Genomic DNA, 22,070 nt, shown 5'->3' with positions numbered 1-22,070 from the left:
TCGCTATGGTACAAGCTCCTGCACCCATTTCTGAGGTTAAAACCCCAGGCTATACGACTGAATTGAGCGAACTCGCGATCAACCTGATTCGGAAAGCTGGGTGCGAGTACGGAGATGTCCGCTTTTGCTCCTACCGAACTCAGAATCTTTATGCACGCGATCGCTCTTTGAGCAATTTGTCAGACAATGTCAATTCTGGTTTTGGGGTGCGGGTGCTGCTAGATGGCGCTTGGGGTTTCGCTGCCAGCCATAACAAAACTCCGGCAGAAGTTGCCAGAATTGTTGCCTTAGCGGTAGACATCGCCAAAGCCAGTCGCCTTTCCCAACTAACGCGGGTGCAGTTAGTTCCTGTTGAAGCGCACCGGGATACTTACATCACTCCGATCCAGATTGACCCCTTTACGGTGCCAATTGCTGAAAAGGCAGAACTGCTGCTGAATGTGAACGAGCAGTTGTTGAATTATGGCGATCGCGGCATCAAAAAAGCCTATTCTTACCTCAGCTTCAGCCGCGAAGACAAAACCTTCGCTTCTACAGAAGGCTCTCTCATTCACCAAACAATCTACCGTAGCTATCCGGGATTTGGCTGTACAGCGATCGCTAATGGCGATGCTCAAAGCCGCAGCTACGAACGCCCACCTTTGAATATCGGTTATGAGCATATCGATAAATCAGATATCCTTAGCCAAGTCGAGCGGGTTGCCGAAGAAGCGATTGAGAAAGTTCACGCGCCTGTTGGCCCTTCTGGGATTCGTTCTACATTAATTCTCAAGCCGACTAACTTGTTTTTGACCATTCACGAATCAGTCGGACATCCTACAGAACTCGATCGCGTGTACGGCTACGAATCCAACTTTGCAGGCACTAGCTTTGCCACAACTGATAAATTAGGCAAACTGCAATATGCCGCACCTTGGGTGAATTTTAAATGCGATCGCACCCAGCCGGGAGGACGCAGTACCGCAGGCTACGACGATGAAGGAGTTGCTTCACAAGATTGGTATGTTGTCAAGGATGGCATTTTAGTAGACTATCTCACAGACCGCGAAACTGCCCATCGACTTGGACGCCCCAGCAGTAACGGTTGCGCCTATGCTGATAGTTGGTCAAGCGTGCCGATGGTTCGCATTCCTAATTTAGGGCTAGAACCAGGGCCAGAGGGAGGCAGCCATACCGCCACTTTAGCCGAGATGATTGCTGACACCGAAGACGGGATTTTAATCGACGGAATTGGTAGTTTCTCCATCGATCAACAGCGCCGCAATTTCCAATTTGGCGGCGATGCTTTCTGGAAAGTCGAGAAAGGGAAAGTTGTAGGGATGCTCAAAAATGTTACCTACCATTCAATGACAACTGACTTCTGGAATAGCGTGGATGCAGTTGGTTCCGCCTCAGAATGGATGCAGTGCGGTGCTAACAATTGCGGTAAAGGCGAACCGATCCAAATTGCCCAAATGACTCACGCCTGCGTACCCGTGCGAGTGCGCGATATTCAGATTGGCAGTTCCTCGTAATTTGAAATGGAGATGCGATCGCATCCCTATCATCTTCAATTTCTAAGGCGATCGCTATCTTCCTACAGAAAAAGTAGATTATTTTTTCTAATTTTAGATAATTTAACAGCAAAACTCCCGAAAACTCTGCCAATAATTTAATAATTTTGCTCTGAATGAATCGGTGCTAGCGATATTTCAGAACTAGCCATATTATTAATTTCTGGAAGAGCAGATAAAACTGCCGAGATAAATTTTTGAAATAAACGTTTAAATTCCTCTGGTGCGATCGCATCCAGCATCCAATGATGAACTGCCACCAGCAGATCGCTATCGCCGACAACTGCGATCGCAAAACTCAGACTAGAAACCTGTTCGGCATAAAATTGCCTGTGCAATAAAGCGTCTAAAAATTCTCGGCTTAGTTGACCGTGAACCGCTGCTAAAGGTGATAACAAAGTAAAAAATTCACCCGTTTTTGCCATTCTTATTTCTACCTGCAACTGTCCTCCCGACAACTTAACGATTGAAGGAGGAAAGGGGAGCGAAATAGTGCAGCCACCCGATTCATTTAAAATTAATTTAGATGAATTATCTGGTTTACTTATTGCTGCTAAACCAGCATTTACATCGTCTTTCAGCAAAATTTTGACCTGAATAAAATATAGTTTTCCCTACTATTTACAGCAGAAAAAGCAAATTCAAATCATTAAGTAGAGATGCGATCGCTAATCGAACGAACCTACCTACCCCTACGCCTTCTAGAGTTATTACCCATTTGCTCTAATTCTGCTAACCTTTCGGGATCAATATTAGATAAAGCTTGGTTAGCTTGCTTGTCTTGGATATCTTCCCGTCCGCTTAAGTCTTCAGCAATTTTATCGCTAACAGCGGGAACATAATTCCCGACAAAACCATGTCCCTTAGTTTTACCCACGCTATGAACTGTTGATTTAGCGTGTCCTCCGGTACCAATAGCAGAGTCTATCCTGCTACCAATATGGCTATAAGTCCCGACGGCAAAACTAACTGGGTCAAATCCACCCACATATAGGTCGGTTTTTAATATTGAAGACGGATGCTGTACAGCATTTCCGGCAAAAATTAATTGGATATAAGTATTCATATCCTCCTTAGCGCGATCGCTAGCCATCCTCTTAGCGGCTTCCTCTCGCGCCGCTGCCGCTAACATTTCTGGGTCTATACCTAGTCCCATATCATTTTCTTGATAGAACAGAGCAAAATCTTGATAGATTTTGAGAACTGCGGGGTCTTGTCTTGCTAATAATAGATATTCTTGTTTCAAAACTTCGTGTACATTTCTAACTGCATTGTCAGTTTTAATCGTTCCTCGGCTGTGAGCAGAAACAGTAACCCGTGTTTTGCGGCGCACCGCATCTAGCATGATTTCTTCCTGCTTCTCTGTTGCTTCGTCGTCAACTTGGACTTTTCCTTTGAGGCAGTCAATCAGATCGGCTACCACACCACCCCGTTGAGCGCTATAGGTGTAAAGAACATCTATGGCATTCTGTCCTAATGCGGCATCGTCTTGAGCATCTAGCGCTTCGTTGACTGATTCTTGCAATGCTGCGGCGCTTAAAAGTCCCGATTTTGGCGCTACTTGCATACCATTGATATGAGTGACAGAGGGGTACCAATCTCCTAGAGAGACGGGTTGTGGATAGGGTGCTACGCGAGGTGCTTTGCCGTTAAAACCAGTCACCAAACCCATTGCGAAATAAACGACTTTCCCATTTCCTAATTGCGTGCGCTTAACCTCCTCAATTATCCGATTTGGCGATCGCCCTGACACTCGATATTGCTTGCTGTCAAAATCACTAAAATTGCTGCCTTTGCCAACACTTTGTTTCTCAGCAGAAAAAGCTCCACTTCGGCTTCTTCCTTCCGCTGGAGCCTGCTGGTCATTATCTTGAAGGTTCAGGCTAATTTCTGTCTGCTGTTCTATAACTTGGTCGCGCAAGCTAATAACGCCCGATCTTCTAGGATGCAGATCTGAGAATTTATCTAGACAGCGATCGATTGCCTCTAATAACTCACCCAGCAGAATGCTATCTGCACCTGCCTGTTGTACTTTCTTCAGTGCTTCATCAACTTTTTTTAGTTCGGATGGACGACGGGAGAAGGAAACCGAAGTTGCTGCTTGAAACGCTTTCACTCCCATAATTTCTTTTGCTTGAATGAGTGGCAGTTCCCCAGTCTGCGTATCATTCAATCTCATGATTTGAGAGCCAGGGGACAATTCAGATGATTTCTGTATTTGCCGCTGTACCTGACCCCCATTCTGCTGCACCACATGAGTTAACTCGTGCGCCAACAATTCTTGTCCCCCGCGGCTCCCTGGATTGTATTCCCCCTGCCGAAAAAAGATATCTTGACCCGTAGTGAAAGCTTTGGCTTGAATTGATTGATTTAGCTGGTGAGATTGGGCATCAGTATGGATTTTGACACTGCTGAAGTCTGCGCCAAATGCCTTTTCCATTGGTTCTCGGATGCTTTCCGAGAGGGATTGTCCGCTACCTTTGGCTTGTTGGATGGATGTTTCCAGATCCGCTGTTGCAGCCATTCCATCCGCTCCAGACTGACGCTGCACTATTGGCTTCATCTGGAGTTCGTCTTCTTCATCGAGTTGGGGCGTATCTTGCCGCTGGATGCTGCCTTCTGGTTTCTGCTGGAGTTTTTCCTCCTCATCCATCTGGGGCATTTCGTCTCGCTGGACAGTTTCACCCGAAGCTGACTGTTTAGGCGCAGGTGCGTTATTAATCTGACTCACGACTTGAGCCGCTACTCGATCTGCCTCTTGTTCGTACCGATCCCCTGGTTCTCCAATCGTCAGTTTTGCCTGAATTGGTTGGGGTGTCGATATTTGGCGGGGAGCAAATAGGTTGGGGATTTCTAATAAGTTAATGCCTTGGCGTTGCGTACTTTCTCTTTTCTGCTGCCAAAAGGCATCCATCTTTGCCTGTAATACCGTTAGTCGTTCCTGTCCCTCTGGCGTTATGCTGCCGTGTTTTGCCTGTATTTCTAGTCCCGTCGCCTCAAACTTATGCTGGTCAAATGCTTGATTTTCTATTTCCTGCTGGGTAGGAGGCAGCTGCGAATCAGGTTTTGGTTGGATTGCAAAAGGGCGCGACTGAATGCTGTGGCTGTTTTTCTGGCTAGAAGCGGGATTCCAGGAGGAAATTTTTCGCATTCTCTCGTAGGTCATATTTCGCCTCTATGCCAGGGTTGCAAAATAATATTGTTTCTTGTCAATATTATCTTTAGTTCCCTGTTTTAGCATAAATGTAATATTTTGTAACCGGAGTAGAGCAAGCTGGGATAACCTATTGAGATGTAAACCTAGAAAACTCACGTACATCAGAACTACTGACTGTTGCAGCGTTGCTGAATTTACGAATAATCTGGCACTCTGGAATAGAGCTTTTAATTATTTTGTTAATTGGCATTTGAAAAGCCTCGCACCCGAAATCTAAACGCGATCGCATCGCTTCATCCCACACTCAACCATCCACAAATCTCAGGATTATCGTGACTCTAGCAACAGCACCCAGTTTAATCAGTAAAGATCGGGCGATCTCTCTATTAGAAGAAGTTATTAAACAGTCGGAAGCCGAGGAGGTATTTGTCAGTCTCAGCACTGGTGAAGAATCCCTCAGCCGCTTCTCGGAAAATCAAATTAGCCAAAATATTAGTAGCACTCAGTTTAAGCTCACCATCACCAGTTACTTCGGACGCAAGAGTGCCTCTAGTTCTACGACAGATTTAGATTCAGATGCGATCGCATCTGCCATCAAACGCTCGGAAGAACTTGCCCGTTTCGCCCCAGAAGATCCGGAGTGGGTGCCACTGCTAGAACCTCAAGTTTACGAAGAGCGCACCCCAGCCTTCGATCGGGCAACGGCAACCCTTTCACCGCTAGCACGGGGCGAAATTATCCAGCGTGTCTGCGCCATGAGTGCGAAGGCGGGAGTGGATGGTTCGGGAACGTTGAGTACAGAGACGAACTTATATGCGATCGCAAACTCGCGGGGACTACGCGCCTGCAATCAAACTACAGAGGCAGATTTCAGCTTTACAGCTCGAATTGGCGATGGTTCCTCCTGGTGTAATCGCTCCGCGTGGGCGCTTGAACAGTTGCCAATTGAGGAATTAACCCAGCAGCTAATTGAGCGGGCAATCAAGTCGCGCCAACCCCGCGAAGTCCATCCTGGCGCGTATCCAGTTGTCTTTGATGGAGCCGCTTTTGCTGCTTTGCTCCCTTGGATCGTCTGGAATTTGGATGCACGCGCAGCAGATGAAGGGCGGTCGTTTATGTCTCGCACTGATGAGTCAGGCAAACCCGCTGGTAACCGTTTGGGCGAAGCAATGTTTAGCCCCATCGTACAAGTACAGCGAAATGCCGCTCATCCTCTGTTGCAGTTAGGTACTTTCTTTGGCGATGGATTAAGCAATGACTACAAAGAAGTCATTCAGGACGGCATCCCTCAAACGCTTTCCTATAGCCGCTACTGGGCGGCACAGCAGGGCAAAAAGCCGACAGGCGCGATGTATCCAATTGTGATGACTGGCTCAGATCGAAGTCTAGCTGACCTAATCGCCCAGACAGAGCGAGGAATTTTGGTGAGTCGGGCTTGGTACGTGCGCTATGTGAATCCTCGGTCATTAGTCGTAACGGGAATGAGTCGTGATGGCACCTTCTGGATCGAGAATGGTCAAATTGCTTACCCGATTAAAAACTTGCGCTTTAACCAGAGTTTGCCTGAAATGCTGCGGGATGTGGATGCTCTGAGTACAGTCCAACGCTACGGCAGCAGTGTTGTGCCTGGGGTACGAGTGGGGGTGTTTAATTTTAGCAGCGTGACTGACAGCGTTTGATTTATAGGGGTTCTGGGCAGCAGTTTAGAAGCCAAAAAAAGCAGCCAGAGGAATAACGCGCGATCGCAAAGTATATCGCGCCGATGATTCGGTTCCTTGTGTTTGTCGCCTAAATGTCCGCTAAACCATCAATATCAACCGTTTCTAGTTAATATTGAAATTCGCAGACATTCTATCAAAGCCGAGTTTCAATTTGACCTTGTCCCACCTCAATTTTTATGACCCCGAACAGCGCCCCTGGCCCAATTCCCGTCTCGATTGTGCCAGCATCATTGGACATACTACTCCCACTAGCACCCGCCTGTGGTTCCGGGCGTCTTCCCCTGGAGATTACTGGCTAGTATTTTCTCGCCATCGAATTCCTACCAATGGCACTCCGGAGATAATCAACGACGAAAAAGGGCATTGGTTGCGATTAACCTCTCCAAGTATTTCCCAAGAAATTTATAGCGTTACTCTTGTCCCACTCCAACTCAATCAAGAGCATGACTTAACAGGTGTAGTAGACCTAAAAAATCTCCAACCCGATACTCGCTATTATTACGCTCTATTTCACTTGGATAGAGAAAAACCCTGGGAATTGGGCAACGAACAAAACCTGTCATTTCAAACCTTTCCAGAACATCCCACAGAGGTGAATTTTGGGATGTTCAGTTGCCATATGCCTTACGACGAGCATCAGCTCCTCAATTTGGAAATGTGGGACAAATTTAAGCAAGAATTATTGGATACAAATGCAAATTTTTTGATAGGTACTGGCGACCAAGTATATGTGGATGGAGAAGGAAATAAACAATTAAATATCTGGAGCTGGTTAAAGAAGAACAAAAAACAAAACCCTTCTAAAACCGATATGATTTCCTGGTATCGAGATATCTATCGGGGTTATTGGGGCATCCCCCAGGTACAACAACTTTTTAAAACTTTTCCCACGTATATGATATGGGATGACCATGAAATTATGGATGGCTGGGGTTCTTATACACCCAATGAATTAGCCGCACAGCTAGATACTTCATGGCAGTTACGAAATACTCAAGAACATTTGCGGCTAGCAAATGAAATGTTTGAGGCTGCTAAGCAAGTTTATCAAGAATACGAACATTCTCATAATCCTCCTACAGATACCAGTATTGATCAATTTGACTATCAGTTCAATTGTGGATTCTGTAGTTTTTATGTATTAGATATGAGGGGACATCATGATTATAATCGGCAAGAGCTGCGTCTTTTAGGTGCCGAGCAGTGGAAACGTTTTGACGGTTGGCTAAATTCCCAATATGATTCTGAATCCCGCGTTTTATTTATTGTGTCGCCAGTTCCAGTCGTTCACTTTAAGAGCTTTGCTGTTAATAATTTAGACATCCCCTATTGGAAGTACACTGATGATTTACGAGATCATTGGGATCATAAATCTAATTGGGCAGAACGAGACCAACTATTGAAGAAGGTTTTTGAGATTTCACAAAAAACCAAGAAACCTATAGTATTTTTGAGCGGAGATGTACACATGGGAGCCGCTTTCAAGTTATCCCACGAGGAATCTCCATCGGCTAAAGTGTTTCAGCTTACTTCTAGCGGTATCGCCTATGCATCTTTAAGTAAATTTGCTATGAACATATTACAAAAGATAGTCATTGATGAAAATTTTATTGAAAGTAATGAAACTAAAATTCCCTACAAAATAGAAAAAATATATGTATGTACTAAAAATAATTTTAGCTTGCTTCATGTAAAACAACTTGCCGATGGAGAGTTATCTATTATTTTTGATTTGTTTAGTATTGACTACGATAATAAAACTTTTGATAGAGAAAGAATCGAGTTAAACAAGGTTTCATAGAAGTAGCGACTTGTTTAAATTAACGCCGTGGTTTAGCGTTTCCAAAACATTCTGGAGACGCTAAAAGCGTGTTGTTGAGACACAATGATAAAAATAATTAAAGGAAAAGAAGGTTAGCTTTATCTGAAAAGGATTGGTTTTCGATATCATTACATCAACGACATTTTCCATCAGATAGATATGTTTGAAGAATTATTTACAACCCCTACCGAGACTAATCTTGACTTAGCGATCGCTCGTCGTCCCCGGAAGGGAGTCATTATTGGTGCAGGTCAGGTAGGAATGGCTTGCGCTTACTCAATCCTGATTCAAAACACCTTGGATGAAATGGTGATTGTTGATGTTAATCGAGAAAAGCTAGAAGGGGAAGTCATGGATTTAGTCCACGGGCTACCCTTTGTCGAACCCAGCCTAGTACGAGCGGGAACCCTAGAAGATGGGGAAAATGCCGATATTGTAATTGTCACAGCGGGAGCAAAACAAAAGCCTGGAGAAAATCGGTTAAGTTTGGTGCAGCGCAACATCGAAATCTTTAAAAATTTGATTCCAGAAATCGTGAGATGTTCTCCAGGAGCGATTCTCTTGATCGTCTCGAATCCAGTAGATATCATGACCTATGTTTCCTGGAAGCTTTCTGGGTTGCCTAGTTCTAGTGTGATTGGTTCGGGCACGGTGTTAGATACAGCTCGTTTTCGCTATCTGTTAGCCCAAAAGTTACAAGTTGACCCGCGTAGTTTGCACGCCTATATTATTGGGGAACATGGAGACAGTGAAGTTCCCGTTTGGAGCAAAGCCAATATTGCGGGAATGAATTTATTAGATGTTCATGACAATAATGATTTAACGAAAACTGCACAAATTGACGAGATTTTTCAACAGGTCAAGAACGCCGCCTATGAGATTATCCAACGCAAAGGAGCAACTTGCTACGCGATTGGTTTAGGGGTTACTCAGATTGTGCAAGCAATTTTACGCAATCAAAACCGAGTTTTGACTGTTAGTAGTTTGATAAATGGTCTTCACGGAATTAATGATGTTTGTCTGAGTTTGCCTGCGGTCGTAAATCGTCAGGGTGTTACCAGGGTTCTGAATTTCTCTTTGACCCCTACAGAGTCAGAACAATTGCAACGATCTAGTCAAATCCTGCGCCAAACGATTCAGCAAGTCAACCTTTAATCTCTCAGCTATCAGTTTAAGAGGATATTTGAAAAGTAGTATAGCCATCTTAAATCGAATGGCACTGACATAAGAGCCTTGAGATAAATCCCTCACCTTAAAGCTTTCAACGTGTTTTCACAGGTTGAAAGCTTTTGTTCTGGCAGTATTTTAGTCAGTTTTAACTGACCTTAGCTCTTAGCCCAAACTTTAGTTTAGGGTTTTAGTTCAGGGCTTAAGTCAGCGCCATTCATCTTAAATCATTCATGAAATCTTCCATCTCTTTTCTTCCTCTTCCTTAGCGCTATGCAGTGCGAAGGCGCGAGCTGAGCGCCATACAGGCCCACTACGAGATCGCCAACGCGATTAATTCTGACAACCCTTGAGGATTGCTCGATGAGCCTTTCGTAGGGGCGGCTACCGCATAAGTCGCCCAAATGCAGAAAAGGCGGTACCGACTGGATGGTGCCATAACCGACTTCTCAGACATCCTCTGGGTGGGTAGAGTCACTTGAGAGAGCAAATGTGTTGAATGCAATGTGTTTAGGGAACTGCATTGCGTCTCCACTGGTTGAAGAGCGGCACTGCTATGGTTTAGTAAGTATATTTACTTAGCCGTTTGTTCGTGATGAGCAATTTTCCCTCCAACAACTTGCTAAAACTACCTCAACCCTAGATGAAACTTTCTGGGTGCATATTCCATCTTTGGGATCAACTGAAGTATACACAAAGAAAGATGGGCATTTTGTCAAATTATTGTTATCTTTCGTAATAACAGGGAAATGGTTAGACGGTTCAGCGATGTTCAGCCCTTACCCTGTGAGTGCTTCAGCGATTGATAAACATACACTCTCTCTAAAGTCGGAGCTTACCATGAACCAACCTATCGAACTGTCTCTCGAACAACAATTCAGCATCCGTTCCTTTGAAAGCCAAGTGGAGAATATGAGCCGCGAACAAGCTCAGCACTTCTTGGTCAAACTCTATGAACAAATGGTGATGCGCGAAGCTACATACAAGCATCTTCTGAAGCACCAATGGGGCTTAGAGCCAAATCCTCAGGAATAGAGTATCCGTGTCGCAGTGGGCGACCTCCGTCTCTTGCTTTGTTCCTCAGGGGAAAGAAGCTGGGGGTGCTGGGGCGTCAACTTCAGTTTCAAGAACGTTGAGTTTTAGGAAATTGCTTACGGTTGGAAGCGTTGTCTATTTAAATATCCGAAGGACAAAGATAATATCTTGTAGTAAGGAAGCGTGTTTAAGTAGATGAACGTAGACCAAGATTTCTCGGTTGGCGTGTCAAGCTTGCTGAATTGGTACCGATTTTTCAGAGTTTTGACATGAAGTTGAATAGTTTATGACAAGTTTGGCAGTACTGGCATAAGCGAAATTGGTTTTTTGAGTTTAGGTTTTCGTACTACAAAAATTTTCATACTACAAAAATAAATGCGACAGCTTGATCGCTGTGCAGACATGAGCGAAAGCGAGAACCGCTAGCGAATAGACGCTTTGCAGGCACTCCTGCGGGCATAGGCGACGCGATCGCAATCAAGTGTAAAATTAAAAATAATCAAGCGCGAGTCTATTGGACTCTCCATGAACTCCTGACTCTCTTGCCCTAACTCAGCACCCAGACTAGCCTGAGATATCCGAAGAATAATCTCCGGTCTGAACAGATTCCAGCTTCATCAAAATCTTGGGCTTTAGCTTCTCAAACTCTTGCTTGAGCAGACTTTTACTCATTTGGGGCTGAGCCACTGAGGGTAAGGTTTGGCTTGTATTTGCCCACTCTTGCAACATTTGGCGTTGGACCGGGGCAATTGTGGAAATCATTACATTCGCGCACCGATGCGGTTCTTCTAAAGCAAAGAACAAAATCCGGTAAATCCCGTTTTCTCCCAGTTGTCGCACAATATCCTGACCCATAGAAGTTTTTAGATCCAGGTAGCAACTGAGCCAGCGAGGGCCTTGTTCGCGGTTGTGCAAGGCGGTAATCCACAGCAGCATAGGATGAGGAGACATCAAAAACAGAAACTGATTGTAGCGAGTGCTGATCAGGCGATTCTGAATTTCCGGTTTGTGAAGCATGACCCACAGGGTAGGCAAAACTTCGCGGCTAGTGCGAAGTAGATGGGGAAATACAATCTCTGCAATTGGTTTGTTTTTAGGCCAGGAAGTTAAGCGGCAGACTTCATCGGCTGTCGGGGCGTTCTTAGGTTTGGGATCGGCTACGACGGGCAGTTTAGATAAAACTTCTCCAATCCGCTGACCTAATTGCCGACCTTGACCAAAACGTTGCTCCAATGGCTCTAATGCTTGCAACACTTGAGCCGCATTTTGGGGGCGATCGCTAGGGACTTTTGCCAAACAGCTCATCACTAAGCTTTCTAGAGATTTTGGCAATTTTAGATCGGGATTAACCGAATCAAAAGTTCTTGGGGGGATAAAGTGATGAGCTTTATACCAGCCGCCAAACGAGTGAGTCTCTGCCATTAAGGGCATCTCAGCCGTCAACATCTCAAACATCATTACGCCCAGACTATAAATGTCAGAGCGTTTATCCAGTTCTCTGCCCTCCATTTGTTCTGGAGAACAATAAGCTAAAGTGCCCATAAACGAGTTAGTCTGAGCGATGTCGGACTGGAGCAGCTTGGCGATGCCAAAATCCAGAATCTTGACTAACTCACCTAAAGTCGTATCTTGAACGACTGTAATATTACTAGGCTTTATATCCCGATGAATAATCGGACAGACTTCACCATCTATGAGGATGCCCTGGTGAGCGCATTGTAGCCCTAAACAAATTTGGCGAGTGATATTCAAAAATCGGGGCAAGGACAGGGGCCGGTCTTTGAGAACCTCGCTCAGACTCTCCCCTTGGAGAAATTCCATGACGTAGAACGGGATTTCGTTCTCGTCCACGCCATAATCCCTGACTCGGACAATGTGAATACTTTTTTCTCCCAAAACAGCGCAGATGGTTGCTTCTCGCTCAAAGCGATCGCGCATTTTTTGGTTTAGTAGCGTCTGAGAGAGGAACTTAACCGCGACGGTGACACCTCCCAGTAACATATCCCTGGCTTGATACACTCGACCCATTGCGCCTTTGCCTACCAACCCTAAGAGTTGATAGCGATTGGCGAGTAAGCGATCGGTGTTGGGGTCTGTCATCATAATTTGGCTCCTAAAATCGGGAGCATTTGTAATATTTAACTATAGGGAACTATTAACTTTATCTCAAAGGATGAAGTCTTATGTCTTCAGGATGGAGTTTTAAGCCTTCAAGCGAAAACAGATATTGAGTTCCACGCAAGAAACCGGAAAGACCAGTAAACGTTCTTTCCTACTTCATACCTCTTACTTTATATTTCCCAAATTCCGCTTCATATTTCACACTTTATACTTCTTACTGACCATCTAGAGCCTGAAGCTGAATTTCTAGAGCGATCAAGAATATGATTGTGGCTGACGCTCCATCGTTGCTTCCATCGTGCTAGTCAAATAATGACCCGCCATGATGCCACTAGAAAGGTAGTAGGTATTCTCATTGAGACGGTGCAAGGTATCGAAACCAGTGCGCCGCTGGCGATCGCCTAATACCCAGTAACGCTGAACGATCGAATCTGGCGTAACCCAGCCCTCGCCCTCAACACGACCTAAAAGATTGTGCTGTAGTACATAGGTATATTGGCGTTCCCCAGCATCAAATCGCCCACGATATTGTAAAGAAATTTCCTCGCGGGCGCTGCCTGGAAAGCTCAGCTTTGTCACCATTGTGAACCAGTTTTCTCGACCCCAGGCCACTAATGTTCTGCCACTCACGGTGATTGGCATCTCGTGACGCTCCAGCCAATTTCCTTGGAGCGTCCATCGTCCTGCCTCCATTAAAAAGGTGTGACCCACGGTTGTCACCTTGCTGCCTGCTTGAAACGCCGCCTTTAAACGATTCTTCCCTTCCAGGATGAATATTCAAGGCGACAAGTAAGTTTAGTATAACCGGAGTCTTGGGACGTAAAGTGGAATACGCTTGTGCGGCTTTATCCCAAAATCAAACTAAGGAATCTTTTATAATTCTAGTCCCTCGCTCCCCAGGACAGTTTATCAATGTTATCTATGATATCGAAAGATTTTCAGGTGAAATCCGGCCTTATATTCCGGCTCTTCTACTCCTAGACACCTCTGCACCTCGGTTCTTCGGTTCCGGAAGTATCGCGGGAACGAAAGATTGAGACTTTGAAGAGTCTGCAATCTTCAAAGCAGAATGAGTCCAAGCATCATTGGACAAAGGCCCTTCGGATACTTTAAATTCAAATGGATGAGGGGGGTCTTGAACAAGCGACAGGGAACCCCGGTCGTGCGCTTTCACCAAGCTGACGACCCAAGGTAGAAAGTCTAAGATTTCCTCTGGTAGTACAGTTAACTCGAAGTACCAACCCTGATTAAGTCCTCGACATTCTCTTCCCCATTGTGCCGTTGTAACTCTACCAGCGCTCTTATTAATCGCCACTCGTAGAAGAAATGGGCGTTGAGGAATTAACTTGTCTGGTGCAGTGTATGCGTAAATACTTATATAGTTCACTTGGCTCCGATTGTCTATCCAAGATGCAATCGGAAAATTACTACTATAGGAACTTCCAGTAACTCTCACTGGCACATTCATAGCAGTAGCAAAGAGAGAATAAAACTCACGCCTTAGGTCAGCGATAATACGTATTGCTTCTGGGGTCATGCTTGCTAAAATTTGTAGAGAAAAATACAAGAAATGGCTCTATTTCAAAACTTGTGATGGTGATGCCTTTAAATTTTGCTTTAAAGCCTCACCAGCTTTTGAAATAGAGCCTAAGCAAAGATCGCTTGATAGCAAGCTGTTAAACGCTCTTGAGGCTGCGTTGTGCTGAAGAATGTTACAGATGAAGTTATTAATCTGTCTTAAACTCGATTTTCGGACGGTAAGACTTAATAACGGAAACGCTTCTTACGCCTTCTCGCGATCGCTTTGCGCTTGCGTTTTTCCAAAGGAGTCTCAAAGTGACGTTGCCGTCTTATATCTGGAAAAATCCCTGCTTTAGAGACTTGACGCTTAAATCGGCGCAGGGCTGACTCAATGCCTTCATTTTCGCCTACAACTACTTGGGTCATCCGGTGTCCTCCTAAACTATTTGATTAATTGCATTAGTAGCGTCGATAGCCGCCACCGCCACCGCCGCCGCCGCCACCGCCACCGCCTCTATTGTTGCCGCCCCAGCCACCACCAGGACGACCTCCGCCTCCTTTATCCTCACGAGGCTTAGCTTTGTTCACTTTTAGCTCTCGTCCCATCCACTCAGCGCCGTTGAGAGCTTCAATGGCGGCAGTTTCTTCAGTTTCTGTATCCATTTCCACAAAAGCAAAACCACGCATCCGACCTGTCTCGCGATCGGTTGGCAACTGAACCCGCTTAACGGTTCCATACTCAGCAAAAACATTACTGAGGTCGTCTTGCGTAACTTCGTAGGATAGGTTGCCTACATAGATTGACATGGAATGTCTCCAGAATCAAAAAAGTGGTGTAGAGAGTTAGATCCGGAGAAACTGCCTGTCAGTAGAAATAACAAACACTACAGCCGAATATAAGTCTATGTTTAAGGATTTTAACACACCATTTAGTCCCTGACTCTGAAGCCGATCGTAGATGCCATGTTGTGCTGACCAGTCAAAACAATTCTATTTTGGCTGCTGCGATACCAGTAAAGGGGCGGCTTGTAGCAACGTCTGGGTGTAGGGGTGCTGGGGATTCGTAAAAATCTCGTGGGTTGAGCCGAGTTCGACAATACGACCAGCATTCATAACTGCAATGCGATCGCACAAAAATCTTGCCACAGAGAGGTCGTGAGTAATAAACAAATACGTTAAATCGAATTCCCGCTTTAACTCTAACATTAACTCTAGTACTTGTGTCTGGACGCTAGCATCTAGCATACTCACTGGTTCATCGCAGATTAGCAGTTTGGGTCGAGTAATCAAAGCACGAGCGATTGCGACCCGTTGCTGCTGTCCCCCCGACAAATCCGAGGGATACCGCTGATAATACTCGCTTGTAGGCGTTAAACCTACTCGCTCTAGCATCTGCATTACCTGCACTTTCGCTTCATCGGGGCTAGCCAGTTTGTGGATAAACAGGGGATCGGCAATACTTTCACCGACTGTCATCAGCGGATTGAGACAAGCATGGGGATCTTGAAACACCATTTGCATTTGCCGTCGCGATGCCCTCACGGCTTTAGTAGACATCTGAGCTAAATCCTGTCCCAGAAACTCAACGCTTCCTTTCGTTGGGCGAATTAACTGCAAGATCGTCCGGGACAAGGTACTCTTCCCGCATCCGGATTCTCCCACTAAGCCTAAAATTTCCCCTGGATAAAGTTCCAAGTTGATATCATCTACCGCTTTAATAACGGGGACATTCTTGGAAAGAAACTGTCCGATGAAATTGCTCTCTAAGGTATAGTACTGCTGCAAATTTTTGATTCGCAGAAGGGGAGTTGGTAATGAATGATTGCTCTTCGGCTCCTCAACTTCCGTGTCATATTTCCTGATGTGAAAAGCCGCGTCCAAAAGCGATCGCGTATATTCGTGTTGCGGTTGCCGAAAGATAGACTGGGGTGAGCCAGTTTCTACCATCTTCCCGGCATACATCACTGCAATGCGATCGCAATACTCTCCCACCATTGCCAAATCGTGAGAAATCAGCAACAATGCCATCTCTCGTTCCCGGCACAGTCGCGTCAATTCTTGTAAAATCTGTGCGGCTACGGTTACGTCCAAACTGGTCGTAGGTTCATCTGCCACAATTAGCTTTGGGTTGAGAAGCAAGGCCAGCGCGATCGCGACTCGTTGCCGCATTCCTCCACTAAACTCATGAGGATACTGCGACCATCGACTTGCCGGGATCTTCACCGCATCCAAGGTTTCGAGTACCTTTTCTTTCATCTGTTGCCGTGACAGATGAGGTTGATGACTCCGGAGCGTTTCCAGACAGTGCTTCCCAATCGTCATCAGGGGATCGAGGCGCGTCATCGGATCTTGAAACACCAGCGCCACCGCTTCCCCCCGAAACCGCCGTAACTGTGCCGGAGTCAGATCGAACACGGAATTCCCAGCAAACGTCACCCGCCCCTCAATGCGAGACGAAGCTGGTAACAAGCGCATCGCCGCCCTTCCCAGAGTTGATTTACCGCAGCCCGATTCTCCCACTAATCCCAGTTTCTCTCCAGGTTCTAAAGTGAAAGAGACATCATCCACTGCCCAAGAAGGCATGACAGTAGATCGACGGCTGGGATAAGCAACCCGCAGATTTTCTACACAAAACAGGCTCTCAGTCATTCGGTAACGGGGAATAAGTAATGGGTGATGAACAATTAGTAATCCAACAAGGTCGCAATTTCCGCTATTTTGTGACGCCTACTTGCCGCATCAGATAAGCGACACCAAAATCTCCATTCGGATGTTTTGCTAACTGTTCCGCCAGCTCAAACACACGCGCTGCCAATTCGGGACCGAGTTTTTCCATTGTGGCTTCACGTTCTTTCTCGGATTGTTGCTGTTTTTCCACCTTGATCTGCCATTCACTGGAAAACAGCTGCTCAATCGTGGTGTGCAACCCTAATTGAGATAGTACCTCCCACTCCCCGCGATCGCACCAAATCCCATTACAATTCAGGCAACGCTCTACATAAAACGGCGTTTTCAGCCTTACCTTGGCGCGAGATAAATAACGACCGCACTCTGGACACAGTGCTGCTTTGGTATCAAAGGGAGACTGCACAAAATCCACATTTAGGATTTGAGCGATAGATTCCGGATCTGCGGGAGTCAGTTCCGGTTGCTGTGCTTGCCATGCTTCGTATTCCGCAGAGGGAATCCAGGTTCCCTTGCAATCGGTGCAGTGTTTTACAGCTAAATTTCCCGCCAGGGTGCCATCGAGTAGCGATACACTCTTACATTTTGGACAGTTCACCAGTTTTTCTTCCTCTCCTAGTTTAATTTTTTATTAATTTACTCTGTTTTTTCGGACATCTTGCACTTGCACCAGGACAGCGACTCCTGCGATCCCTTACTGTCAAAGCGGGTGGGTTTATCAAGGCAATCTGCGAGATACCAGAGAAAGCCGGTGAAATCCGCCCCTATATTTCTCCCTGGCTTTCCCGATCTCCGTCTGCTTGCAGGAGGGCTTGACAGTAGCCAATCAGGGTTGATAAGCGATCGCTTATCGCCGCTTGTCGAGGATTAGCGGTTACCGAACGGCGAGACGCCTGCAAAAATGTCATATCCATCTCTAAAAGTCGCAGCGCCCGATAGATTTCCGTCTGGAAAGACCTCCACCGAGGCTCAATCTCTGGGTCTAATTCATCACCCGTCAAACTGGTAATTTGCTGTGCAAAAACTTGTTTGACGTGTTGAAATTTTTCACCGATCCCTTCTTGTTCTTGATTAGCGGCTGTCATTGTATGCAGCAGCTGTTCTAGAGCTGTCAAAAGTTCCTGATAACGTTGTTGGTAAGACTGAGGCAACATTGGCACGTTGTTCCGCTAGAATCAATGTAAAGAATTTTGTCTATTCAACAAGGCAATTGCTAAGCACCAGCTAACTGGTGTAGGCTTGCAATCTTCAAGCAAGCTTTAGGTAAGGGCAAGAGCGATACGTCGCACCGGAAGCGCGACGCGCAGTAAGCGTAGGCATTAGCCAAGCGGTATCTTGGTGGATCGCTCTATTTCTGACAATATTCTTACCCTCGACCCTTGACAATTGAAAATCCAAAATTCAGCGAACCTAGGGACTCTTCAATGCAGACCCTAGGAGATGCCCTTTTAGCCTCTAGACAAAATCATTTTCCACGTCAGCACAACTCCTCGCTATTTTTACTCTTTATGCTCGACCTGCTCAACACTATGAACTCACAAGCTCCAACTTCTACAATTAGTTGTGTCATTCCTGACTGGCTACAGGAATGTTTGATTGCACGCCATGAGGACAATCAAACCACCAAACAGCCCACAACGTCCGAAGGGGGAAGTGTCAAAGTTTTCCCAACGCCTGCGGACGCTGATTTAATCTGTCGCGCCTTTGAATTTGCTTATCAGTTACACGAAGGTCAGACTCGTAAATCCGGGGAAGCTTACATCTGTCACCCGGTCGCCGTTGCTGGTCTTTTGCGAGACCTAGGCGGTGGCGCTGCCATGATTGCGGCTGGCTTTCTGCACGATGTGGTAGAAGATACGCCCGTCACCCTCGACGAAATCGAACAGCGCTTTGGCTCAGAAGTGCGGCTGCTGGTAGACGGTGTCACCAAACTTTCTAAATTTTCAGAAACCTTTTCCAGCAAGACCGAACGCCAAGCTGAGAACTTCCGCCGAATGTTTTTGGCAATGGCTCAAGATATTCGGGTAATTGTGGTGAAGCTAGCCGACCGGCTGCATAATATGCGAACGCTAGAACACCTGCCTGATGCCAAACGGCGGCGAATTGCCCAGGAAACGCGAGAAATCTTCGCACCGCTGGCAAATCGCTTGGGGATCGGACGATTTAAGTGGGAACTGGAAGATCTGACGTTTAAGTATCTCGAACCCGAAGCCTACCGACAAATACAAGAGTTGGTGGCAGAAAAACGGGCAGACAGAGAGATTCGATTGGCGAACGTCAAAGAAATTCTGCGGCAGGGACTTGCCTCATCTAGTATTACGTGCCTTGACATCAGCGGGCGTCCCAAGCATTTGTATGGGATTTACCAGAAGATGCAGCGGCAACAGAAGGAATTTCACGAAATCTACGACTTGGCAGCAATTCGGATGATTGTTCAGACGAATGAAGAATGCTACCGCGCCTTAGCTGTCGTTCACGATGCCTTCCGACCGATCCCCGGTCGGTTTAAAGACTACATTGGTTTACCTAAGCCCAATCGCTATCAGTCTCTGCATACGGTAGTTCTCGGAATTACGGGTCGTCCCTTAGAGGTGCAAATTCGGACTTTGGAAATGCATCACATTGCCGAGTACGGGATTGCGGCTCATTGGAAATATAAGGAAACCGGGAGTTCCAACCGTACCCAAATGACCGCAACCGATGAGAAGTTTACCTGGCTGCGGCAGCTCTTGGAATGGCAAAGCGATCTCAAGGATGCTCAGGAATACCTGGAAAACGTCAAAGACAACTTATTTGACGATGATGTTTATGTGTTTACGCCCCAAGGGGATGTGGTGCCTCTAACTGGGGGTAGCACTCCCGTCGATTTCGCTTACCGGATTCATACAGAAGTGGGGAATCACTGTGCGGGGGCGCGGGTCAACGGACGGATGGTGACGCTGGACACGCTGCTGAGGAATGGAGACATTGTTGAAATTATCACTCAGAAAAATAGCCGTCCCAGTTTAGATTGGCTGAATTTTGTGGTGACAACTGGGGCGAAAAACCGGATTCGTCAATGGTACAAGCGATCGCATCGGGATGAAAATATTACTCGCGGTCGAGAACTCCTAGAAAAAGAATTGGGCAAAAGTGGCTTTGAATCTCTGCTGAAGTCAACCCCCATGCAGTCGGTCGCCGAACGATGTAATTACCACAGCGTCGATGATTTATTGGCTGCTCTGGGTTACGGGGAAGTCACTCTCAACCTGGTAGTCAATCGCATTCGAGAAGCCGTGAAAGCAACTCAAACGATTGCGACTGCCCCCGACCCAATAAAAGATTTTGCAGCGGCTGTTGCACTTCCAACCTCGAAAAGTCCCATCCCAACTCCCAGCACCAAAACGCCTATCGCTGGTGTGGAAGGGTTACTGTATCATCGTGCTGGATGTTGCGGGCCGCTCCCCGGTGAAGCGATTATTGGTGCAGTCACACGCGATCGCGGAATTTCCATTCACCGCCAAGGGTGCAATAATGTGGCGAATGTCCTAGGCGATCGCTTAGTCCCCGTTAGCTGGAACCCCACCGACTCAAGCGGACGTCCTCAAACCTATCAAGTTAGCATTCAAATTGAAGTGCTTGACCGCGTCGGAGTCTTTAACGATATCCTGTCCCGTTTAAGCGATGACAATATTAATGTGCGGGGTGCAGGCGTGAAAACATCAGACGGGCGACCGGCAATCATCGACCTATGCATTGATATCCGCGATCTCCAACAACTGGAGCGGTGTTTTACCCAAATTCGCCAAATCAGCGACGTTCTCAATTTACGTCGCTTCGGTCAAGGATGTGAATAGAGATACTGCGGTGATTCGTCATTCGCCACTGGTAATAGACTCATACAGTGGGCGAATGACGAATCACCGCTGATCACAACGGACTAATGACTAATGACTAATGACATAAAACGCTCTGCCTGTCTCATCTTTAATCCAGTTGCCGGTCAAAGCGATCCCGATCAAGATTTGGCAAAAATCCGGGCACTTTTAGAGCCGGAAATTGACCTAGATATTTATCTGACAACGCCTGAAATTGACGCTGCTCAACTGGCAAGAGAAGCAGTGGAACGCGGTGCCAGTACCATCATTGCCTCTGGTGGTGACGGTACCCTCTCAGCCGCCGCCGATGCCTTGGTGGGGACGAACATTCCAATGGGCGTGATTTCAAGAGGAACCGCAAATGCCCTGGCGTCTGCTTTAGGGCTACCGGATACGATAGAGGCCGCCTGCGAGACAATTTTGGGGGGTATAACGCGGGTCGTGGATGCCGCCTACTGCAACGGCAAACCGATGATATTACTCGCGGGGATTGGTTTTGAGGCAGAAGCCGTCGAACGGGCGGACAGAGAGACGAAGAACCGCTTGGGGATGATGGCATACATCCTGGCAGGAATTCAACAGTTGCGGCAGTTCAACACGTTTGAGGTTGAGATTGAGACGGAAGACAAAATCGTGAAACTAACCGCTGCTGCTGTAACAATTGCCAATGCTGCACCCCCCACATCCATTTTGGCTCAAGGTCCAGCGGGCATTCTTTTTGATGATGGGTTGCTCGATTTAACCGTCGTGGCACCGAGTAATGTTGCCGGAGCGATCGCGGCCTCCTATCATTTACTTCAAACTGCCTTAAGCGGCAGTGCCACAGAACGAGACGACATCGGCTATCTGCGAGCCAGACGGATTCAGGTACGAACCAATCCACTGCAAAAAGTTGTCGTAGATGGGGAAATTATCGGCACCACTCCGATTGATGTCGAGTGCATTCCTGGCGGCTTAACGCTCTTAGTCCCCCTTCTCGAAGAATTGCCAGTTACAGAAAAACTTGAAGGTTTACCCAGTGTAATCATTGAATCCAAGCAGGACTTAATTCCCCCTGAAGAGGTTGATTAGTCAGTCATTCGTCACGATAGTGGTTCTCGGTTTGTTGCAATATATCTTCGTAACCTCACCCCAAAGCCCTCATCGAAAAGCAGTGAAGGGTTTGGGGTGGGGTTAAACTCTTAAGACGTTGAGGAGCATGGGTTTGAGGGACGAAACTCATCATTAACAAGGGTTTGATGTTAACGAAACGCGCTCTACCTATCCTCCAAATCATTAACTTTGTCTGTTAGGGCAGTCGTAACCAACCAAGGACTCGTAACTAAGCGCTAAAAACGACTCACAAGTGAGCGATCGCCAGCGCCAACGAATATGCTTTCTTAAATGTAAGGGCAGCTTATATTGGACACAGGTTTAAGTGGGAGTTATCTG

Annotated in this window: 19 protein-coding genes; 8 read left to right on the top strand and 11 right to left on the bottom strand. The window is 46.5% G+C overall.

What is annotated here, in order from left to right:
• The first annotated feature begins 5 nt into the window (after positions 1–5).
• Entirely contained in the window at positions 6–1,514 is a 1,509-nt protein-coding gene (locus NDA06_RS07965) for a TldD/PmbA family protein (protein ID WP_190986000.1), read from the top strand.
• 137 nt (positions 1,515–1,651) lie between these two features.
• Here NDA06_RS07965 and NDA06_RS07960 read toward each other — a convergent pair whose 3' ends face one another.
• Both NDA06_RS07960 and NDA06_RS07955 read right to left on the bottom strand, forming a co-directional pair.
• A complete protein-coding gene (locus NDA06_RS07960; protein WP_190986001.1) occupies positions 1,652–2,137 on the bottom strand; it encodes a type III secretion system chaperone in 486 nt (161 codons plus the stop codon).
• A gap of 98 nt (positions 2,138–2,235) precedes the next feature.
• Positions 2,236–4,719, bottom strand: coding sequence for a DUF4157 domain-containing protein (locus NDA06_RS07955; protein ID WP_242047466.1), 2,484 nt, complete (start codon positions 4,717–4,719; stop codon positions 2,236–2,238).
• 323 nt (positions 4,720–5,042) lie between these two features.
• Here NDA06_RS07955 and NDA06_RS07950 point away from each other — a divergent pair, with 323 nt between their 5' ends.
• From NDA06_RS07950 to NDA06_RS07940, 3 genes are all read left to right on the top strand, one after another.
• Positions 5,043–6,389: a metallopeptidase TldD-related protein gene (locus NDA06_RS07950; protein ID WP_190986002.1), complete on the top strand. Its 1,347-nt coding sequence runs from the start codon at positions 5,043–5,045 to the stop codon at positions 6,387–6,389.
• Between the two features lie 409 nt (positions 6,390–6,798).
• Complete coding sequence (locus NDA06_RS07945) at positions 6,799–8,232, top strand: alkaline phosphatase D family protein (RefSeq protein WP_190986003.1); 1,434 nt, start codon at positions 6,799–6,801, stop codon at positions 8,230–8,232.
• Between the two features lie 180 nt (positions 8,233–8,412).
• Positions 8,413–9,408, top strand: coding sequence for an L-lactate dehydrogenase (locus tag NDA06_RS07940; protein ID WP_190437067.1), 996 nt, complete (start codon positions 8,413–8,415; stop codon positions 9,406–9,408).
• Positions 9,409–9,733: 325 nt separating this feature from the next.
• Here the strand turns inward: NDA06_RS07940 and NDA06_RS07935 are convergent, their stop codons facing one another.
• A complete protein-coding gene (locus NDA06_RS07935; RefSeq protein WP_277878396.1) occupies positions 9,734–9,859 on the bottom strand; it encodes a hypothetical protein in 126 nt (41 codons plus the stop codon).
• Positions 9,860–10,260: 401 nt separating this feature from the next.
• Between NDA06_RS07935 and NDA06_RS07930 the strand changes: the two genes are divergently transcribed.
• Positions 10,261–10,455: an NblA/ycf18 family protein gene (locus tag NDA06_RS07930; RefSeq protein WP_190412666.1), complete on the top strand. Its 195-nt coding sequence runs from the start codon at positions 10,261–10,263 to the stop codon at positions 10,453–10,455.
• 564 nt (positions 10,456–11,019) lie between these two features.
• Here the strand turns inward: NDA06_RS07930 and NDA06_RS07925 are convergent.
• From NDA06_RS07925 to NDA06_RS07915, 3 genes are all read right to left on the bottom strand, one after another.
• The gene (locus tag NDA06_RS07925) at positions 11,020–12,558 is read right to left on the bottom strand and encodes a serine/threonine-protein kinase (RefSeq protein WP_190412665.1); all 1,539 of its coding nucleotides are present in this window, start codon (positions 12,556–12,558) and stop codon (positions 11,020–11,022) included.
• A gap of 273 nt (positions 12,559–12,831) precedes the next feature.
• On the bottom strand, positions 12,832–13,287 hold the full coding sequence (locus NDA06_RS07920; protein WP_190412887.1) for a hypothetical protein: 456 nt from the start codon (positions 13,285–13,287) through the stop codon (positions 12,832–12,834).
• A 244-nt stretch (positions 13,288–13,531) separates the two neighbouring features.
• Positions 13,532–14,113: a hypothetical protein gene (locus NDA06_RS07915; protein ID WP_199300607.1), complete on the bottom strand. Its 582-nt coding sequence runs from the start codon at positions 14,111–14,113 to the stop codon at positions 13,532–13,534.
• On the opposite strand from NDA06_RS07915, the gene NDA06_RS07910 reads away from it, so the two are divergent.
• Positions 14,112–14,282, top strand: a complete 171-nt coding sequence (locus NDA06_RS07910) for a hypothetical protein (RefSeq protein WP_190437060.1) — start codon at positions 14,112–14,114, stop codon at positions 14,280–14,282. The two genes, NDA06_RS07915 and NDA06_RS07910, sit on opposite strands and share 2 nt — an antisense overlap.
• A 58-nt stretch (positions 14,283–14,340) precedes the next feature.
• Here the strand turns inward: NDA06_RS07910 and rpsU are convergent, their stop codons facing one another.
• The 5 genes from rpsU to patD all read right to left on the bottom strand — a co-directional run bounded on the left by rpsU (position 14,341) and on the right by patD (position 17,936).
• Positions 14,341–14,523, bottom strand: coding sequence for a 30S ribosomal protein S21 (gene rpsU / locus NDA06_RS07905; protein ID WP_190412664.1), 183 nt, complete (start codon positions 14,521–14,523; stop codon positions 14,341–14,343).
• Positions 14,524–14,556: 33 nt separating this feature from the next.
• Positions 14,557–14,904 carry an RNA-binding protein gene (locus tag NDA06_RS07900; protein WP_190412663.1) on the bottom strand — a complete coding sequence of 116 codons (348 nt, stop codon included), beginning with the start codon at positions 14,902–14,904 and terminating at the stop codon, positions 14,557–14,559.
• A 183-nt stretch (positions 14,905–15,087) separates the two neighbouring features.
• The gene (locus NDA06_RS07895; RefSeq protein ID WP_190986004.1) at positions 15,088–16,746 is read right to left on the bottom strand and encodes an ABC transporter ATP-binding protein; all 1,659 of its coding nucleotides are present in this window, start codon (positions 16,744–16,746) and stop codon (positions 15,088–15,090) included.
• Between the two features lie 64 nt (positions 16,747–16,810).
• Positions 16,811–17,380 (bottom strand): zf-TFIIB domain-containing protein, encoded by a 570-nt coding sequence (locus NDA06_RS07890; protein ID WP_190412661.1) that lies wholly within the window; start codon positions 17,378–17,380, stop codon positions 16,811–16,813.
• Between the two features lie 166 nt (positions 17,381–17,546).
• Positions 17,547–17,936, bottom strand: coding sequence for a heterocyst frequency control protein PatD (patD, locus tag NDA06_RS07885; protein ID WP_190986005.1), 390 nt, complete (start codon positions 17,934–17,936; stop codon positions 17,547–17,549).
• Between the two features lie 375 nt (positions 17,937–18,311).
• On the opposite strand from patD, the gene NDA06_RS07880 reads away from it, so the two are divergent.
• Complete coding sequence (locus tag NDA06_RS07880) at positions 18,312–20,618, top strand: bifunctional (p)ppGpp synthetase/guanosine-3',5'-bis(diphosphate) 3'-pyrophosphohydrolase (protein ID WP_190986006.1); 2,307 nt, start codon at positions 18,312–18,314, stop codon at positions 20,616–20,618.
• 105 nt (positions 20,619–20,723) lie between these two features.
• A complete protein-coding gene (locus NDA06_RS07875) occupies positions 20,724–21,710 on the top strand; it encodes a YegS/Rv2252/BmrU family lipid kinase (protein ID WP_190412886.1) in 987 nt (328 codons plus the stop codon).
• Positions 21,711–22,070 lie beyond the last annotated feature (360 nt).

The organism is Trichocoleus sp. ST-U1, from assembly GCF_039961835.1.
In the GTDB taxonomy this organism is placed as follows: domain Bacteria; phylum Cyanobacteriota; class Cyanobacteriia; order Cyanobacteriales; family FACHB-T130; genus FACHB-T130.
The sequence above is the reverse complement of the archived record's forward strand: the minus strand, read 5'-3'. Positions and strand labels throughout refer to the sequence as shown.

Coding starts and splice junctions, on each gene's coding strand:
- NDA06_RS07965 (WP_190986000.1), top strand. CDS start 6: ATGGTACAAGCTCCTGCACCCATTTCTGAGGTTAAAACCCCAGGCTAT.
- NDA06_RS07955 (WP_242047466.1), bottom strand. CDS start 4,719: ATGACCTACGAGAGAATGCGAAAAATTTCCTCCTGGAATCCCGCTTCT.
- NDA06_RS07940 (WP_190437067.1), top strand. CDS start 8,413: ATGTTTGAAGAATTATTTACAACCCCTACCGAGACTAATCTTGACTTA.
- NDA06_RS07935 (WP_277878396.1), bottom strand. CDS start 9,859: ATGGCACCATCCAGTCGGTACCGCCTTTTCTGCATTTGGGCGACTTAT.
- NDA06_RS07930 (WP_190412666.1), top strand. CDS start 10,261: ATGAACCAACCTATCGAACTGTCTCTCGAACAACAATTCAGCATCCGT.
- NDA06_RS07925 (WP_190412665.1), bottom strand. CDS start 12,558: ATGATGACAGACCCCAACACCGATCGCTTACTCGCCAATCGCTATCAA.
- NDA06_RS07910 (WP_190437060.1), top strand. CDS start 14,112: ATGCTTGCTAAAATTTGTAGAGAAAAATACAAGAAATGGCTCTATTTC.
- NDA06_RS07915 (WP_199300607.1), bottom strand. CDS start 14,113: ATGACCCCAGAAGCAATACGTATTATCGCTGACCTAAGGCGTGAGTTT.
- rpsU (WP_190412664.1), bottom strand. CDS start 14,523: ATGACCCAAGTAGTTGTAGGCGAAAATGAAGGCATTGAGTCAGCCCTG.
- NDA06_RS07900 (WP_190412663.1), bottom strand. CDS start 14,904: ATGTCAATCTATGTAGGCAACCTATCCTACGAAGTTACGCAAGACGAC.
- NDA06_RS07895 (WP_190986004.1), bottom strand. CDS start 16,746: ATGACTGAGAGCCTGTTTTGTGTAGAAAATCTGCGGGTTGCTTATCCC.
- patD (WP_190986005.1), bottom strand. CDS start 17,936: ATGTTGCCTCAGTCTTACCAACAACGTTATCAGGAACTTTTGACAGCT.
- NDA06_RS07880 (WP_190986006.1), top strand. CDS start 18,312: ATGAACTCACAAGCTCCAACTTCTACAATTAGTTGTGTCATTCCTGAC.